Annotated in this window: 16 protein-coding genes; 10 read left to right on the forward strand and 6 right to left on the reverse strand. The window is 48.0% G+C overall.

The annotated features are described in order from the left end of the window. Positions 1-131: 131 nt before the first annotated feature. The 10 genes from FSB84_RS09160 to FSB84_RS09205 all read left to right on the forward strand — a co-directional run bounded on the left by FSB84_RS09160 (position 132) and on the right by FSB84_RS09205 (position 12680). The gene (locus FSB84_RS09160; RefSeq protein ID WP_130541851.1) at positions 132-1103 is read left to right on the forward strand and encodes a M23 family metallopeptidase; all 972 of its coding nucleotides are present in this window, start codon (positions 132-134) and stop codon (positions 1101-1103) included. Between the two features lie 202 nt (positions 1104-1305). Then, complete coding sequence (locus tag FSB84_RS09165) at positions 1306-2232, forward strand: helix-turn-helix domain-containing protein (RefSeq protein WP_225980025.1); 927 nt, start codon at positions 1306-1308, stop codon at positions 2230-2232. Positions 2233-3011: 779 nt separating this feature from the next. After that, on the forward strand, positions 3012-5093 hold the full coding sequence (locus tag FSB84_RS09170; protein WP_130541849.1) for a TonB-dependent receptor plug domain-containing protein: 2082 nt from the start codon (positions 3012-3014) through the stop codon (positions 5091-5093). Positions 5094-5122: 29 nt separating this feature from the next. After that, positions 5123-6526, forward strand: coding sequence for an HmuY family protein (locus tag FSB84_RS09175; RefSeq protein ID WP_130541848.1), 1404 nt, complete (start codon positions 5123-5125; stop codon positions 6524-6526). Positions 6527-6543: 17 nt separating this feature from the next. Then, positions 6544-7365: a heme/hemin ABC transporter substrate-binding protein gene (locus tag FSB84_RS09180; protein WP_130541847.1), complete on the forward strand. Its 822-nt coding sequence runs from the start codon at positions 6544-6546 to the stop codon at positions 7363-7365. A gap of 5 nt (positions 7366-7370) precedes the next feature. After that, positions 7371-8426 (forward strand): FecCD family ABC transporter permease, encoded by a 1056-nt coding sequence (locus FSB84_RS09185; RefSeq protein WP_130543178.1) that lies wholly within the window; start codon positions 7371-7373, stop codon positions 8424-8426. Continuing rightward, entirely contained in the window at positions 8423-9262 is an 840-nt protein-coding gene (locus FSB84_RS09190) for a heme ABC transporter ATP-binding protein (RefSeq protein ID WP_130541846.1), read from the forward strand. Before FSB84_RS09185 ends, FSB84_RS09190 begins: the two co-directional genes overlap by 4 nt. Before the next feature lie 10 nt (positions 9263-9272). Next, entirely contained in the window at positions 9273-10310 is a 1038-nt protein-coding gene (locus tag FSB84_RS09195) for a hemin-degrading factor (protein WP_130541845.1), read from the forward strand. 187 nt (positions 10311-10497) lie between these two features. Then, positions 10498-11670, forward strand: a complete 1173-nt coding sequence (locus FSB84_RS09200) for a PepSY-associated TM helix domain-containing protein (RefSeq protein ID WP_130541844.1) — start codon at positions 10498-10500, stop codon at positions 11668-11670. Between the two features lie 392 nt (positions 11671-12062). After that, positions 12063-12680, forward strand: coding sequence for a hypothetical protein (locus tag FSB84_RS09205; RefSeq protein ID WP_130541843.1), 618 nt, complete (start codon positions 12063-12065; stop codon positions 12678-12680). 63 nt (positions 12681-12743) lie between these two features. On the opposite strand, the gene hemL is transcribed toward FSB84_RS09205, so the two are convergent. The 6 genes from hemL to hemC form a co-directional block, all read right to left on the reverse strand. Continuing rightward, the gene (gene hemL / locus FSB84_RS09210) at positions 12744-14033 is read right to left on the reverse strand and encodes a glutamate-1-semialdehyde 2,1-aminomutase (RefSeq protein WP_192909906.1); all 1290 of its coding nucleotides are present in this window, start codon (positions 14031-14033) and stop codon (positions 12744-12746) included. A gap of 67 nt (positions 14034-14100) precedes the next feature. Further along, on the reverse strand, positions 14101-15075 hold the full coding sequence (hemB, locus tag FSB84_RS09215) for a porphobilinogen synthase (RefSeq protein ID WP_130541842.1): 975 nt from the start codon (positions 15073-15075) through the stop codon (positions 14101-14103). Between the two features lie 38 nt (positions 15076-15113). Beyond that, the gene (hemF, locus tag FSB84_RS09220; RefSeq protein ID WP_130541841.1) at positions 15114-16031 is read right to left on the reverse strand and encodes an oxygen-dependent coproporphyrinogen oxidase; all 918 of its coding nucleotides are present in this window, start codon (positions 16029-16031) and stop codon (positions 15114-15116) included. Between the two features lies 1 nt (position 16032). Then, positions 16033-17064: a uroporphyrinogen decarboxylase gene (gene hemE, locus FSB84_RS09225; protein WP_130541840.1), complete on the reverse strand. Its 1032-nt coding sequence runs from the start codon at positions 17062-17064 to the stop codon at positions 16033-16035. A gap of 15 nt (positions 17065-17079) precedes the next feature. After that, positions 17080-17799, reverse strand: a complete 720-nt coding sequence (locus FSB84_RS09230; RefSeq protein WP_225980093.1) for a uroporphyrinogen-III synthase — start codon at positions 17797-17799, stop codon at positions 17080-17082. 15 nt (positions 17800-17814) lie between these two features. Further along, the gene (gene hemC / locus FSB84_RS09235) at positions 17815-18729 is read right to left on the reverse strand and encodes a hydroxymethylbilane synthase (RefSeq protein WP_130541838.1); all 915 of its coding nucleotides are present in this window, start codon (positions 18727-18729) and stop codon (positions 17815-17817) included. Between the last annotated feature and the right edge of the window lie 72 nt (positions 18730-18801).

Consider the following 18801-nt stretch of genomic DNA (forward strand, 5'->3'; position numbering starts at 1 on the left):
TTTTAAGAGAATGCAAAAAAATCCGCTTTTTCCTGTAGGTTTGTAGCGTTGGCTCTGAATAACGTGGTGCAAAGGTAATCCAATTCGTGCTGTTTTATAATGAAATCAAATCCTGGTGACCACGGATTCTCATGAAAAAGATTAAGTATTACTATAATACCAATACGCTTCGTTACGAGAAGCTTGAGACCCCTCTGCGGGTGAAACTCCTCCGGGTATTGGGTTTCATTTCTGCTGCCATCGTTACCGCTATTATTATTGTATCCATTGCTTATCGTTATTTCCCTTCGGCCAACGAAAAAAAGCTGATGGAAGAGAACGAAAAGCTGGAAGATCAGTTCGAAAGCCTGGAACAGGCAGCCCGCAAACTATCACAGCGACTGACTGAACTCGAGAGCCGCGACAATGATATTTACCGCACCATCTTTGAAGCCAATCCCATCCCAGACAGTATCAGGGCGCTGGAAATGGCGCAGCAGAAAGAATGGAGACTGGTCAACAGCATGACCAACTCCGAACTGGAGAACTCCATCGTACAAACGCTCAACAACCTGAACAACCGGATGTCCAACCAGGACAAATCATACGGCGAGATCACCAAGTTCATTGCCAACAAAGAAGAGCTTCTTGCCTGTACACCGGCCATTCAACCAGTCAGCAATTCCGATCTCAAACGTGTTGCTTCCGGTTTCGGGAGCCGCATCGATCCAGTATATAAAACCATCAAATTCCACGCTGGTCTTGACTTCTCTGCTCCGCAGGGAACTCCTATCTATGCCACAGCCAACGGCTCCATTCGTACAGCCGGCAATCTCGGCAACGGTTATGGCAATCACGTGATCATCAACCACGGTTACGGGTATGAAACACTTTACGGACATATGTTCAAAGTGAAAGTGAAGTCCGGCCAGAAAGTGAAACGTGGCGAGATCATCGGATGGGTAGGCAGCACCGGAAAATCCACCGGCCCGCACTGTCACTACGAAGTTCACAAGAACGGCAGGCCCATCGATCCCATTTATTTCTTCTATAATGATCTCACGCCTGAACAGTTCGACAGGATGTTGAAAATGGCGGCGAGCAGCAATCAAAGTTTTGATTAACAGGTCATAATCCTTTACGATCAGGTTGAAACCCAATGCAGGCGCGGACCACAGACAGTTTGCCAGACGTCTGACAATCAGGGTATTGCCGTGGAGGTTTGACAATTTCATGACCTGGGGGCGCAACCTTATTGGCAACTTATGCGTTGTTAGCTGTACATTTGCACCGCCGTTTATGCACCATCCGCCCGACATACTAGCAATGGCTTACAAGCAGCCGATCATGCAGGAAGAGATGAATCTGTTGCACGAGAAAGAGCAGCAGATCCCTGGTTCTGTACAGTATATGATCCACCGTTACGAAAAACATTCGCAATGGAGTATCGAGGATACGGGTATGATGGTGTATCATTTCCGCAAGAATGAGCCCAAAGAAAATTACCTGGAGCTTCGCTTCTGTTTGTCTGGTAATGTTTACTGCAAACAAAAATCCACTGAGTGCGATCAGTGCAAATTCGGCAACACCCGTTCCTGCAGTGACCGCGCTGAAACAGTGGATGTATTGAGTTTCCGTTTTGCTCCGGCCCATTTATCCCAGTTTGTCCGTTCAAATGATCCGGTAAATACTTCATCCGACGAGATCCTGCAGTTCCTGCATGCTTCTTCTTTCACCAAAATGCTCAACCTCTGCGGCAGAACACGTATGGTGCTGGAAGCTGTGTTGAATCACAACTACACCGGCAGCATGGAGAATATCTACATCAATGCACAGGTTCAGATGCTGTTGCTCTACAGCCTGGAATGCATGCTGGGTGAAGAGAAAGGCGAAAAAGGGATCGAAGCCTTCCAGTGCAAGTTCCTCGCCAATGAAGCTGACCGCGACAAGATCGTTAGAGCGCGCGAGATCCTCATCCAGCATATCGGTGAGCCAATCACCATCAAGGAGCTGAGCCGTAAAGTAGCGATCAATGAGTGCTATCTCAAGAAAGGTTTCAAAGAACTCTTCGGCACCACCGTCTTCGACTTCTACCAGAACCAGCGTATGGAGCATGCGCGTTACCTCCTTTATGAAAAAGGACTGAGTGTAACCGAAGTGTCCATGATGCTCGGCTATTCCTCCATTTCACATTTCTCTACGGCGTTCAAGCGTCATACCGGCATCAAGCCATGTGAATTGTTGTTACACTAATTTTTTTTGTTGTTGGCAAAAGGATATGAATGATCCGGGCTGATGAAACAAACCAGCGCGGGAGGATATCTTTTTGAGCTGTGGTTTGGTTTGATTGGGCTGTTGTAATCCTTTTGAACTTCTTCGCTTATGTTTCAAAGGCCGGATCATTCATATCCTTTTGCCATGGTCCCTCAGGATGTGCTGCAATTCCATTTCATGATTCAATCAAAAATGCAGCCTTCACACATAAGAAATCCTCAATGTATTTTTCTTCTCATCATTCTCCAGGAATATACCTCACTTTAAGCTTACCTATTATAATGGTATAACCACTTCACGCACCCCTTGTTACTTTTCATCTCGCTGACGCACTTTTCCCCCTCCCTCTCTCCCTGTGAACAGGGACTGGAGCGGGTGAGGGGTGAGTCAGATCCGGCCTTTGAAACATAAGCGATAAAGCCCGGCTTAGCACCACCGCCCAACCCACCCCAACAACAGCTCATCAAACATCCTCCCGCGCCGGTTTGTTTCATCAGCCGGATTGACCCACCCCTCAATCGCTCCCAAACCCCACCCAAAAAACACATATTTCTTTTCGCGTAAACACTCTTTCCCGTTCCGGTAACCTGTTCACCCCCTCCCCGCTCTACTTTTGCTTCTCCACATTATGACAGGCTGGTGCTAACCCTTCTGCCTGTAAAGATTTTCTTTTTGATTCTTATGGATTTTATTGTCTGCTACCTGCATGGATACATCTGCTTATGATGTAACAATTACTTGCGACTAAACACCTGAACATGCGTATAATAATAACAGGATCATTCTTCGGGATCTTCCTTATGATGGCAACCAATAGCAACCTTGCGGCCCAGACGGCTGCAAAGGATAGTGTGCCCTTTCGCGTTAGGTCGTTGCAGGAGGTGGTGGTAACCGGACAATATCAACCTCAGTCACTTCGCAAATCCGTATACCAGGTTCGTACTATTTCGGCTGACCGCATTTCCCGTCAGGGTGCTACCAATTTGACCGGAGTTCTTAACAATGAACTGGGAATACGATTTTCCAATGATAGAACACTCGGAACAACTGATATCGAGCTGATGGGTATGAGCGGAAGGAATGTGAAAATATTGCTGGATGGTGTGCCGATGGTTGATCGCGGTGATACGCGTGAAAGCCTTAACCAGATCGATGTACATACGATCGAGCGAATCGAGATCGTGGAAGGGCCCATGTCGGTTTCTTACGGATCAGATGCGCTGGCAGGCGTGATCAATATCATCACGAAGAAAGGAGGCAAAGGCAAACTGGCTGTTATGGCCGGCGTACAGGAAGAATCGGCCGGTAGTGAATACGATCCCGGTTTGAACAAAGGCGTGCACAATCAATACTTCAATCTCATTTGGAATAAAAAGAACTGGACAATTGCTGCTGGTGGAGCACATAACGATTTCGGCGGCTGGAAAGAAAGCAGGGATACTACACTCGCGAAACTTGAATGGCATCCGAAACAACAATGGCTTGGCAATGCGCGCATCGGTTACAGGAACGATAAGATCAATACCTGGTATCGTTTTGATGCGCTTACAGAAACTATCACCAATAACGGCCCGGTCTTTGAAACAACCAATACTACTCCCGATCAGAATTACTATACGCATCGTTACCTGCATCAGCTGCAGGCGGAATACAATATGAGCGAAAGACTGCAATGGAATGCACTGGCCGCTTATACGGATTATTCGAGAAGAACGCAGACAACTATTTTAGATCTCAATACAGGAAAAGAAACTTTGAGTACAGGAGAAGGAGAGCAGGACAGATCGAGCTTCAACAGTATAGTGGCGAGACTGACTGCTCAATATAAAATTTCAGATAAGGTCTCGCTGCAGCCTGGTCTCGATCTTAACCGGGAGAGTGCAAAAGGCGCGCGGATTCAGGGAACGCCATCCATTACAGACTTCGCTGTTTTTGCATCAGCGGAATGGAAGCCGGCGGCTGGCGTGAATATCCGTCCGGGCCTTCGTTTCATTCATAATTCGGTGTATGATGCACCTCCGGTGGTTCCATCGATCAATACAAAATTCGATCTCGGAAAAGATTTCGATCTGCGTGTGGCCTATGCCCGTGGATTCCGTTCGCCGGCATTGAGGGAATTGTATTTCTGGTTCTTCGATGCCAGTCATTCCATCAAGGGAAATACGAATCTCAAAGCAGAATATTCAAACAGTTTCAACGGATCACTCACCTGGCATCCGCAATCCGGCAAAGAATGGAAGTGGAAAACCACACTGGGCGCCTTTTACAACGATTTCAGAAACCAGATCAATTATGGAATGGATCTTTCTGTGCCAGGTGTTATGACCTATATCAATATCGATAAGTTCAAAACTACAGGCGGCACCATCAGCTCTTCAATCAACTACAAAGCATGGCAGTTGAATGTGGGATTCTCCATGATCGGCAGGTACAATAGTCTCACAGAAGATGATACTTATTCAAAAGATGATCTTCCTGATTTCATGTGGTCGCCGGAAGTGAATGCCAACCTGCTCTATGATTTCCAAAAGATCGGTACCCGGCTTAGCCTGTTCTACAAGTTCACCGGTAAGAGACCCGTATACCAGGCAGTGACAGTGAATGGTCAACCTGCTGCAGCCAGGGCGGAGACTAACAGCTTCTCCTGGGCTGATGCCACAATAAGTAAATCACTCGGCAAATTCATTACACTGAATGGCGGAGTCAAGAATATTTTCAACGTTACCACACTTGCCAGTACTGTCGGAAACACAGGTGCAGCGCACAGTACAGGAGGCGACCTGCCATTGAGCTATGGCCGCTCCTGGTTTTTGGGAATGGTTTTTCAATGGTATCAATAAATACAATTTTCACAATAATACACCCACTCATGTTGAACAGATTTACTGCACTTATGCTGATAGGAACAGCAACAATTTTCTCGGCCTGTGAGAAAGACGATCCACCACTGGCAGAGAATCAGGTACAGTTCGAAGCGTCTGAACAAGGTCTTGCTACCGATGAAACTTCAAAAGAAATTACCGTAAAGCTGTCGCGCAATACAGATGTGGATATTCCGTTGACCATCGGGTTGAAAGAAACAGGAGTTGTTTACGGAACACAATACACCACTGCTCCGGCTGCCAACTCAGGAGTAATTGCACTGACTATTCCTGCAGGCAGCAACAGTGCAAAATTTACCGTCACCAAAAAATCAGAGATACTGCTGAATGGTGATGAGAACATCGAGTTCACCATTAAAACAGCGTCAACACTGGTTGGACAAACAACCAAGATCAAATTGTCATTCTCCTCTATCGTTTCCGGAGGAATCGATATGACCCTGAACGGTGGTTCAGGCGGTGCATCTGCTGTGAATTCTGTATACGTTGATCTCAGCAATAACTCACAGATTTCAATCGATCGAAAGAGCTACGACCTGATGTTCAGTGCAGGCCCTGAATTTCGCGTATTGCTGAACAATACTGCCGGCTGGGCCGTGTTGAAAGTGAACAAGACTGATATCAAAGCTGTAACAGAGGCCGATATCACTGCCGCTCAAATGCAGGTAGGATATGGGTTCGGTAATCTGAATATGATCGATGATGTAGAAGGTGACATTACCAAAAATGCCATGGGTGAAGTTTCCGCTACAGATGCAGACAACAAAGTATTTGTGATCAACACTGCGGGCCCTTCATTCACGCCACCGGCACTCACGGGGTTTAAGAAGATCAGAGTGCTTCGTAACGCCAATGGTGGATATACACTTCAGCACGCAGATCTTAATTCAGAAACTTTTACAACTGTTGAAATTTCAAAGGACAGTAAGTTCAATTATACTTTCTTCTCACTGACCACCAACAGCGTAAAAACTGTGGAACCTCCAAAAGACCGCTGGGATTTTGTTTGGGGCTGGAGCTGGTATAAGACGCTAGACCAGGGAGTATGGATCCCCTATGCATATTCCGATCTCGTGTTCACCAATAGCCGGAATAATGTGCAGATTGCGGAAGTACTTACTACTGCTGTGAGCTATGCCGGTTTCAATGAAACGCATATCGCGGAGCAGACATTCAACAATAAGCGGGATGCCATCGGTTCAAAATGGAGGATCACGCAAACAGGACAGGGGCTTCCACCATTGGGTGTATTGAAAGACCGGTTCTATGTGATCAAAGACGCAGCCGGCAATGTTTACAAACTCAGGTGGAACAGCTTCCACTCTGGCCCTGCTGATGGCGGAACACGCGGCTATCCCACGCTGGAATTCAAACTTATTAAGAAAGCCTAACCCCCACCATACATCTTATGAAGAAGATATTCTTTGTACTGTTACCATTAACCTTACTTATCTCCAGTATGTCCGGTGCACAGCAGCGCATTGTGTCGCTCAACGGAGCGATCAGTGAAATGTTGTGCTCACTGGGGCTGGAGAGCCAGATAGCTGGCGTGGATGTAACCAGCAATTTCCCTGCCTCACTCAGGCAAAAAGCGAGTGTGGGCCACAACCGTAACATTTCTGCCGAAGGCATTCTGGCGCTTCACCCAACACTGATCCTCGGAGTGAAAGATGAACTAAAGCCTGAAGTACTGGAGCAACTCAAGTCTGCTAACGTCAAAGTACAGTTGATACCACAGGCATTCTCTGCTGAAGGAACCAGGACGATGCTCACTGAAATCGCCAAAGTCACCAACACGGTAGAAAAAGGAAAAGAACTGCTCAGCAAATTCGATAAGGAAATGGCCGCATTGAAAATTGCGCCTACCGGCAAGAAAGTGCTTTTCGTGTATGCGCGAGGTGCAGGTTCCATGACCGTTTGCGGAACGGGGCAAAGTCCTGATCATATGATCAAACTGGCCGGAGCATCCAATGCCATGACTGATTTCAAAGATTTCAAGCCTTTATCTGCGGAAGCTGTAGTGGCTGCCAATCCTGATGTGATCCTTCTTTTCGACAGCGGCCTTCAAAGTGTTGGCGGCGTGGATGGATTGCTGAAAGTGCCGGGCGTCAGCAGCACCAATGCAGGAAAGAATAAAAAGATAATATCGATGGATGGCCAGTTCCTCTCTGGTTTTGGACTGAGACTGCCACAGGCTATCCAGCAATTGAATAAAAAGATCATTGGTTAATTGTGATGAAGAAGAAGTGGGTAACGATAGGACTGATCGTATTGCTGCTGGTGATCGTGATACTGGCAGCAGGCATCGGCGCCATGAAGATATCACCGCAGCAAGTGGTAGCCATTCTGATGAACAAGGCTGGCTTCCACCTGCCTGTGGCCTATGAAGATGGAATGGCCAGTGTGCTGCTTCATATCAGGTTGCCGCGCGTGGCGATGGCCGTGCTGATCGGTGCAGGACTGGCAGTGGCCGGTGTAGCAATGCAGGGATTGTTCCGCAATCCCATGGCCGATCCCGGACTCATCGGCATCTCATTCGGAGCTTCGTTGTTTGCAGTGTTGGTGATTGTTGTGATCTCCACACTTCCTTTCCTGGCCATCGATAACCTGATGCCGAGATATTACCTGCTCAGTCTTTTCACTTTCGTGGGAGCCTGCATCACTTCTTTCCTGGTGTTCAGGATCTCGAGATCAGGAGGCAAGACGATGCTGGTAACACTATTACTCGCAGGATTGGCCATCAACGCGCTCTGCCGCGCACTCATCGATCTTATCACTTATACAGCCAACGATCAGCAACTCCGCAATGCTACCATCTGGACAATGGGAAGCCTCGGAGGCGCCAACTGGCAGATCGTACTCATGCTCTTACCATTTATCATGATACCGATACTGTTGTTGCCGCGACTGGCGAAATCACTCAACGCATTTGCATTGGGTGAGAACGAAGCCGCCTATCTCGGCATCAATGTAAAAAGATTGAAAACACTCATCATCGTACTGGCCACACTTGCTGTAGGGGCTTCCGTGGCAGTAGCAGGGATTATCGGTTTTGTTGGATTGATAGTACCGCATATGATGCGCGCCATCTCCGGCAACGACCACCGGTCCCTGCTACTCAACAGTGCGTTGGCAGGAGCATCCTTACTCACACTCGCAGATGTGTGCAGCCGCACCATCATTGCACCGGCAGAATTGCCGATCGGGATCGTTACGGCCGTTCTCGGCACTCCGGTATTTGTAATGTTACTGATCAAACAAAAAAAACAATTGCGCACTGTACCATCATGATCGTATCAGCACGCAACATATCATACTGGATAGCGCAGCGGCCAATTCTGCACAAACTATCGTTCAACATCCAACCAGGTGAGCTCACCGTAGTACTCGGACAGAACGGCGCCGGTAAATCCACTTTCCTGAAAATGCTTTCAGGAGAATCCAAACCTACGATGGGGCAGGTGCTGCTCAACAACAAAGACCTGCACAAGATCCCTGTGAAGCAACTGGCCACCATGCGTGCTGTACTCAGTCAGCATTATGCTTCAGCATTGCCGTTCAATTGCGAAGAGATCGTGATGATGGGCCGCTATCCTTATTTCGGTACAAAACCCGGCATGGATGATCATCGCATCGTGAAGGAATGCATGGACGAAATGCAGGTAGTGCATCTCACAGGAAGAAATTACCAGGCATTGAGCGGAGGGGAACAACAACGCGTACAAATGGCGCGGGTGCTGGCCCAGCTCAGGTCTGCCAAAAACAGCGATGCCCACTGGCGCAATGAAAAACAACAGGGGCTGTTGTTACTGGATGAGCCTACCAGCAGCATGGATGTACTTCATCAGCAAGTCGCGCTCAGCAAAGCAAAAGAATTATCAGTGCTCGGCTATACTGTAGTGGTGATCCTGCATGATCTCAACCTGGCCGCACAATTCGCCGATACCATCCTGTTGCTGAAGCAGGGATGTCTGGTAGCATCAGGTGGTGTGCGTAATGTGCTCACTTCAGAGAACCTCAGCAATGCCTATAATCTCGAACTGGATATCCTGGAATCGGATGAATATGATTTCCCGATACTGGTGCCGGCAAGACATAAGAACAGAACCGTATTACTTCGATCTTAAAAAAATAATAATGGATACAACAATCACTTTGCCACTGAAAGACCAATGGATTGCACTGCACAAGGAGCAACCCCGTGTGCGCATCCGCGATGGTGCAAAGCAACTAGGATCAACTGAAGCAGGTGTACTGGCTGCCTTTGCAGGAAGCCGCGTGATCAGGCTCGATGGCTCCAGGCTCCGTGATCTCTGGAAACGTATGCCGGAACTGGGTTTTGTAATGGCGCTTACACGCAATGAAAGCTGTGTGCACGAAAGAAAAGGCATCTTTGAAGAGATCACCCTGCATGGCCCCAATATGGGTGTGGTGGTTGGAGCAGATATCGATCTGCGTATGTTCTTCCAGCCCTGGACACATGGATTTGCCGTATTCGAGGATGCTGAAGCAGGCTTCAAACAATCCTTCCAGATCTTCGATGCACAGGGCACAGCCATCATCAAAGTATTCCTCACAGATCAGAGCAACCAGGAAGCATATACGAATATTGTCCGTGAGTTTGAAGCCAATATTCAATCCACGGAGTTGATCCCCTTACCTGCGCCCGTTCCTCATCAGCATGCCGATGGCGGAGTGGATGCCACTGCATTCCGCCAGGCCTGGAGCGAACTGAAAGACACCCACGACTTCTTCCCCATGCTGAAGAAATTCAATGTAAGCAGAGTGCATGCACTTCGCATTGCTGGTGATTTTGCACGAAAGCTGAGCAATGATACCGTTAAGCAATTGCTGGAGCATGCTGCTGCAACAGATCTGGAGATCATGGTTTTTGTGGGCAATCATGGCAATATCCAGATCCATACCGGACCCGTGAAGAAGATCCTGGAGATCCCCAACTGGATCAATGTGATGGATCCGCTTTTCAATTTGCATTTACGTCTCGATCATATCGATTCCGTTTGGATGGTGAAGAAGCCAACGGAAGACGGACCGGTGCATTCAGTAGAAGTATTCGATGCATCAGGTGAACTCATTGTACAATTCTTTGGAAAAAGGAAACCCGGTTCTCCTGAACTGTCCGCCTGGTCGGCTTTTGCCGCTGGCCTGCAGTAACCGGTTGCGTCCCGCTAACTTTTTTCCATAATGTGGAAAGGTGCGGCCCTGTTCCCAGGGCTGCACTAAAAACTTTTTTGGACCGGCCACAGGGGCTAATTCTCATGCCTGTGTCAAAATTCAGCACTGTAACCGTTCCGGCGGCCAAAACCTGTGAAAACAACTATTTCTGATTTATTTTCGCGAAATGACCCTCAAAAAAGTTGTTGGCAAGCTGCATTTGTGGCTCGGACTGGCGTCCGGGCTTATTGTTTTCATAATAGCCATCACAGGGTGCATCTATGCTTTCCAGGCCGAGATCAGCGATCTCACCCAGCCTTACCGTTTTGTGGAGAAAAGTGATAAGCCACAGTTGACGCCATCACAATTCAAAGCGATTGCTGATAGCGTACTTCCTGGTAAACACCCGCACAGCATCAATTACGATACCCGTGAAGGCCGTGCTGCCGCCATCATTTTTTATAGTCCCGATCCCGAATACTATTATTCAGTTTATGTAAATCAATACACCGGTGAAGTTTTGAAAGTGAAAGACATGCTCCATGGTGATTTCTTTCGTTTCATCCTCGATGGACATTTTTATCTCTGGCTGCCGGATGCGATCGGGCAATCGGTGGTGGCCTGGAGCACAGTGGTATTTGTTGTAATGATGATTTCCGGGATCTTTCTCTGGTGGCCGCGCAACAGAGCTGCCCGCAAACAAAGGTTCAAAGTGAAATTCAATGCCAGCTGGAAACGCGTGAACTACGATATCCATAATGTACTGGGCTTTTACATGAGCTGGGTGGCCATCGTTCTGGCAGTAACAGGACTGGTCTGGGGATTCCAGTGGTTTGCGAAAACATTGTACGCTGTTACCGGTGGTGAAAAGACCTACGAATTCTATGAACCTCATTCCACGGATAAAAATATCGCTACCTATACTCCAACAGCTGCAGTGGATGTGATCTACGAGAAAATGAAAGCAGAATACCCTGCTGCGGAAATGTTCGAAGTACATTATCCCGAAACAGATTCCTCTTCACTGGGGGTAGCTATCAATCCCGATGTTGATACCTACTGGAAATCCGATTACCGCTATTTCGATCAGTACACGTTGAAAGAAATAGAAGTAACCCATATCTACGGAAAATTCAAAGATGCGAATGCTGCGGATAAACTCGCGCGCATGAACTACGATCTGCATACCGGCGCCGTATGGGGATTGCCCGGAAAGATCCTCATGTTCTGTGCAAGTCTTATTGCAGCCAGCCTGCCTGTGACCGGTTTCCTTCTCTGGCGAGGAAGGCACAGGGCTAAAAAGAAACCAGTCGGCAAACCAACTTCTCCCAAAAATGTCTTGGACCTGCAGCAGGCTTAATTGATGGTTCAGCCCCGTTTACGTCTGCTTTAATACGCTTTTGACAGCATGTTGAGGGTGTATTGTGGACATTATCGTTTTTTGATCAACGTCAATGAATAGTCGATTTTTTATTATTTGCTTTTAAGTGATTGTTTTTTTCATTTCCTTTGCAGCCGCAACATTGGCCAAACTATGAAAAATCGAAACACTGCTCTGAAACCCTGCTGCCGTTACACCCACCACGATAGCTATAAGCCGGATTTATTAATTAATGCAGTAACCAGCATTACCGGATAAGACAGTTTCAATTTTTTCCATCTACAATTAAACGTTCTGAACAGGCATGAGGATGCCTGATAGGAAATTCTATTGTTCAATATTCAATTAACCTAAATTCAAAACTCAATCAAATGAAAAGATCGTTTGTGTTTTTTTGTGCCCTGATGGCCGGTGCACTGTCTTTCTCTTCTTGCAACAAAGACCTGAAGGATGACCTCAATGAATTAAAAAGAGAAATGGGTGTGGATGAACCAATCACCGCTACCACCACTTTCACTGATTTAAAGAATGCAGAGCGCAAAGTGACTGCTACCTTCAAATACAAATGGAGCAACAGCTATTCTGATGCAATGCGCAAGAATTTAAATGGTACTTACGATATTTATATTCGCAGGTATCAGGATAGGTATGACGAGAATGGTATTGAGCTGTATTTTGTTTATGATCCTACCACCAAGAAAATTATTTACAAGGACTTCGAACTCTATTGGGATGACCTGGGGCTTTCAAATGGAGAGATTGACGTTAATGAGGAAGGCGACCCAGAAACCGGCCTTACTTTCAATATCGATCTCAAAAGCATCGATCTGCAGACGGGTGCTATCAATTTGGATGTGAAGATTGAAGGGACCAAAGAGTATGCTAATAATAACCAATACAATGTCCCCAACAAGAATTCCGCATTCTCAACTGCTTTTTCATTCAATGGAAAGCTGAGTGTATATGATATGAGCGAACAACCAAACTAATTTGGTGACACATAAAAAAAGGATGGTCGTTGTAAATCAGCGACCATCCTTTTTTTGCATATCTTAAAGTATCTCTTTCAAACTTTCTTCAGTAGCCTTAATAGTAGTATCCAGGTGTTCCTGTTGCATGGCATTGTTGAGGAACCAGCTTTCAAATGCAGAAGGCGGAAGATATACGCCGCGCTTCAGCATGGCATGGAAATATTTCTTGAACAAATCATTGTTGGCCGCTGCAGCGGAAGCGAAGTTGGTAACCGGTTTATCGCTGAAATGAACGCTGATCATTGATCCCAGCTGATTGATCACGTAAGGTGTACCAGATGCTTTCAATACCTTGTCAAGACCATCTCTCAGATAAACAGTTTTTTCATTCAGCTCTTTCAGCAGTTTCGGTTGCTCATTGAGTATAGATAATAGAGTGTATCCTGCAATCATGGCGATAGGGTTACCGCTGAGCGTGCCTGCCTGGTAAACACTTCCGAGTGGCGCTACCATTTCCATGATCTTACGTTTGCCACCGAATGCGCCTACCGGTAATCCACCACCGATCACTTTACCGTAAGTGACGAGGTCTGCATCGATTTTCAATTTCTCCTGTGCTCCGCCTCGGGCAAGCCTGAAGCCAGTCATCACTTCATCAAAAATAAACACGATCCCTTCCGCATCACAGATCTTACGGATGCCTTCGAGGAAACCAGCTTGTGGAATGATGCATCCCATATTGCCGGCAACAGGCTCCACGATAATAGCAGCCACCTGTGATTTATTTTCTGCTACCAGTTGCTCAACTGCCGCCAGATCATTGTAGGCACAGGTAAGCGTGTCTGCAGCAGTAGAAGCGGTAACACCCGGCACAGCCTGGATATTCAATGTAGCCACGCCGCTTCCCGCTTTCACAAGAAATGAATCAGCATGACCATGATAACAACCTTCAAACTTGATGATCTTATTGCGGCCGGTATAACCACGGGCCACGCGAATGGCGCTCATACAGGCTTCTGTACCGCTGCTCACCATGCGGATCAGGTCTACGTTTGGCGCCATGCTCCTGATCAGTTCGGCCATTTTGATCTCGAGTTCGGTAGGTGCGCCGTATGAGGTGGAGAATACAGCCTGCTCCTGGATGGCTTTCACCAAAGGCGCATAAGCATGACCGAGGATCATCGGCCCCCAGGATGCGATATAATCGATATATCGGTTGCCGTCCACATCGTACAGATATGTGCCTTCAGCCCGCTGGATAAAGAGCGGCGTGCCGCCTACGCTTCTGAATGCACGAACAGGAGAGTTGACGCCTCCCGGAATGCTTTCCTGTGCACGATTGAACAGCTCAATGCTTTTTGTAGTATTCATAGTAAGAATATTAAGTTTAATTCCGCTGTTGCTCATCGCTCGCCGGAGGAGAGCAACTGGATGCCCTCTAATTGATCAGCCTTACTGCATCCTTTGAAAAATAAGTGGCAATCAGATCGGCGCCTGCGCGCTTGATAGCGGTGAGCGTTTCGATAATAGCTTTCTCTTCATCCAGGATGCCGGCTTTCGCAGCCATCTTGATCATGCTGTATTCGCCACTGATATTGTAGGCGCTAACAGGAACGGTTACACTATCTTTCACTTCACGGATGATATCGAGGTACGCGAGCGCAGGTTTCACCATTACGATATCTGCACCTTCTTCCACATCCATCAATGTTTCCTTGATGGCTTCTATGCGGTTGGTGTAGTTCATCTGGTAGGTTTTCTTATCGCCGAAGCCTGGTGCGGAATCCAGTGCATCGCGGAAGGGACCATAGAAGCAGGAAGCGTATTTGGCGCTATAGCTCATGATACCAGTCCGGGTGAAATTATTCTCTTCCAGGGCTTCGCGGATAGCGGCGATGCGGCCATCCATCATATCGCTGGGAGCAACAAAGTCGGCGCCCGCCTGCGCGTGGCTTACGCTCATGGCTGCCAGCACTTCCACGGTGGCATCGTTCACGATCTCCTGTCCTTCCACTATTCCATCATGACCAAAAGAAGAAAACGGATCAAGGGCCACGTCCGTCATGATCAGCATATCCGGGCAGGCATTCTTCGCGGTTTTGATGGCGCGTTGCATCAGTCCGTCGGGATTCACAGCTTCGGTTCCTTTATTATCTTTCAACTCATCAGGGACTTTCACAAAAAGCAGGATGCTTTTCAATCCGAGGCCCCACAATTCTTTCACTTCGCGTGCGAGATTATCCAGGCTCAGCCTGTAATAGCCGGGCATGGTGCTGATCTCTTCCTTTACGTCTTTACCTTCCACAACAAACAACGGCACGATGAAATCTTCCGGTCTGAGAATGGTTTCTGCCACCATCGCGCGGATAGCGGGAGATTGCCGGAGGATCCTGTTTCTTCTTTGTAAATACATGATCGTTTTATTTTAGTGAGATAACAGTTGTCAGTTTTCTATACCCATTCCTTTGGACGAAGACAGGCATCGAGCAATCTTTCTTCTTCACTTCCCGGCGCTGGCTGGTAATTGTATTCGAAACGCACAGTTGGCGGCAGGCTCATCAGGATGCTTTCGATGCGGCCATTGGTCTTTAGTCCGAAGAGTGTGCCGCGATCGTGAACGAGGTTGAACTCTGTATAACGCCCACGGCGGATCTCCTGCCAGTGTTTGTTGGCTGCATTCCATTCCATGTTTTTCCTCTTTTCCACAATGGGTACGTAGGCAGAGATGAAAGCGTTGCCACAGGACTGTCCGAAGCGGAACCAGAAATCAACATCCTTTGTTTCATTGGGACGTTGGTGATCATAGAAAATTCCGCCGATACCCCGGCGCTCATTGTTGCGGTGCGTATTCACGAAATAGTGATCGCATTCGCGTTTGAAATCGGGGTAGAAAGATGGATCGAACTGACCGCATACATTTTTATAGGTGGAATGAAAATGGATGGCATCTTCATCTATCAGATAATAAGGTGTGAGATCTGTGCCTCCGCCGAACCAGCGGTCTGTTACGTTGTGGTTTTTATCGTACAGCTCAAACATACGATAGTTGCAGTGAACAGTGGGCACGAAAGGATTCAGCGGATGGATCACCAGCGAGAGGCCGCAGGCGAACCAGTTATCTCCATCAATTTTCAATTGGCTGCGCATGGCTTCGGTAACAGGGCCGTACACTACAGATGTGTTCACGCCACCTTTCTCGAATACTTTTCCATTGGCGATCACGCGGGTTTTACCACCGCCGCCTTCCGGACGCTCCCATTTGTCCTCGAAAAAACGGGCCTGTCCGTCTGCGGCTTCCAGGGCAGCGCAGATGCGGTTCTGCAAGTCGTGGATGAACGCGATCCAATTGTCCTTGATGGGATTATTCATGTTATCCTTTTTTCGTGTATTCCTTCACGGTATTAACGAACGCTTTGGCATGGTCCACCGGTACGTTCGGCAAAATACCATGACCAAGATTTGCGATATGTTTATGACCACCGAAACCATCCAGCATTTTCTTTACAGACTTTTCGATTTCAGGAATGGGGGCTAACAGTCTGGCAGGATCGAAATTGCCTTGAAGCACCACCCGGTCGCCGGCTTGCTGTCGGGCGAACTCTGGCGTATTACACCAGTCGATGCCCAGGCCATGTGCACCTGTGGCGGCCATACGGTCCAGGCTATGCCATGCGCCTTTGGCGAAGATGATGGTGAGCACTTCGTCTTTCAATGCTTCTACGATCTGGCGGATATAGTATAGGCTGTAAGTTTCGAAATCATCCTGGCTCAGCAGTCCACCCCAGCTGTCGAAGATCTGGATCACGTCAACACCGGCCTGCACCTGTCCTTTCAGGTAAGCGATGGTGGTATCTGTGATCATTTGCAGCAGCTGGTGAGCTGTTTCAGGTTGGGTATAACAAAATGCTTTTGCTTCGTCGAATGTTTTGGAGCCCTTGCCCTGCACCATATAGCAGAGGAGCGTCCAGGGAGCGCCGGCAAAACCGATCAGGGGTACGCGGCCTGCCAGTGTTTTTTTGGTGAGGCGAAGCGCATCATACACATAACCGAGATGCTCGTTCACATCAGGAATACGGAGTTTGGCGAGATCGCTGATCTGTTTGATGGGATCGGGTAAGAGCGGGCCCTTGCTTTCGATCATCTGTACTTCCATTCCCATGGCCTCAGGCACTACCAGTATATCTGAGAAAATAATAGCTGCATCCACACCCACCTGTTCAACGGGCTGAATGGTGATCTCCGTGGCCAGTTCGGGTATGCGGCACCGTTCGAAGAAGGAATATTTTGCCTTCAGTTTCATGTAATCCGGGAGATAACGTCCGGCCTGACGCATCATCCAAACAGGAGTACGTTCAGTGGTTTCTCCTCTCAGTGTTCTTAATAACAGATCGTTTTGCAGCATCTTTATTTTTATTAATTACTTCTTTATAAAATATTCCTGCACCAGGTTCAGCATGCATTGCTGGGTAGGTGTTTGGCAGATGATCACTTTGTTGTTCGTATGAGCTGTGATGGCTTTGGCAGTTGTGTTGCCGATGGCGAAGCATACGGTGGATGCGGGCAGTTTATTGGCTGAGAAGAAACTGCTTACAGCACTTGGACTGAAGAACAGAACGCCATCGATATTTTCTTTCAGTAGTACTGGTGTTTCGATGGTTTCATAGGTGATTACTTCGTTCACTTCAATGTCATGTTCACTAAGGATATTGGGCAGTTCGTCTCTTCGCTGGTTGCTGCAGAAGAAAACCACGCGGTGTATATCGTCTGCGGCGAGGATGGTTTCGGCGAGGAGCGCGCCGGTGAAAACTTCGCCGGTGGGCTCATTGTCGAACAGTTCCAGAACTGCGTCGCGTGTGGTGCCTGCGAGTGAAAAGATCTGCCAGTGTGCGGGTGCGGCATCCAGGTCTTCATTGGCATGAAGTACGGCGGCCACTATTTCCACGGCATTGCGGCTGGTGAAAACTACAGCTGTGCCTGGCTCATAAGTAAGTGGCAGTACGGTTTCCAGGGTTTCGCCGCTGAGTACCGGCTCGATCCGGATCAGTTCTTCTTCTTTGCAGGCGATGCCCTGCTTCACTAAATTTTGAGTGAGTGAAGGGATCAATTTTTTTGTGCTAAGGATACTGTATTGTGTCATTTTCAATCAGGAAGGTCACTTTTTTTGAATACCATCGGCAATTTCCTGTCCGCCATTTGCGAGCAGTTCTGCAGCATAGATTTTTCCGATGCCGGCAGCTTCCGAGATCTGTATCGTTTTATCGATTTCCACTTTATGTTTTCCGTCAACGGAAAGGATATTGCCGCGGAAATACACCTGGTTGTCTGAAACCTGCGCCAGCGCGCTGATAGGAGTTGAACAACCGCCAAGCAGAGCGCGGAGAAAATCCCTTTCTATTTTGGTACATAGATCGGTATTGGTATCGTTGAATGTATTGCAGGTTTGCAGCAGTGATTTGTCGTTTGTTCTGCATGCTACTGTGATGGCGCCCTGAGCGGGTGCGGGCAGCATCCAGTCCAGCTCCACAGAGTTTTCTGGTCGGAGTGCGATGCGTTCCAGTCCGGCAGCGGCGAAGATCGCGCCGTTCCAGTTGCTTTCCTCCAGTTTGCGGAGCCGCGTGTTCACATTGCCACGAAGGTTTTCGATGGAGTGATGGGGATAGCGGTTCAGCCATTGCGCTTTGCGGCGGATGCTGCTGGTAGCGATGATGCAATCAGAGGCAGCGAGCTTGTCGTCGAAAATAAAATGTTCTCCTTTGTGGATCAGCAGGTCTTTCCAGGAGGCGCGTTTGAGAACGGCAGCCTGAGCAATTCCTTCGGGTAATTGTGTGGGCACATCTTTCATGGAGTGCACGGCCAGATCGATTGTATTATTGAGCAGGGCAATATCCAGGCTGCGGGTGAAGATCCCCTGCACGCCCATTTCGTAAAGCGGCGTTTTGAGATCAACATCTCCTTCGCTTTTGATATAAACCAGTTCTGCTTCAACGCCCTGATCGCTGAGCAGGCTTTTCACCTGGTTGGCCTGCCAAACGGCTAGCTGGCTCTCTCTTGTTCCTATTCTGATCATAACATTTATATACCGGTGATGATAGCGCTGTGGAGGCGCGCGGATGGCCGCAAGGTAGTTGATACCCTGTTA

The organism is Pseudobacter ginsenosidimutans (assembly GCF_007970185.1).
Classification (GTDB): domain Bacteria; phylum Bacteroidota; class Bacteroidia; order Chitinophagales; family Chitinophagaceae; genus Pseudobacter; species Pseudobacter ginsenosidimutans.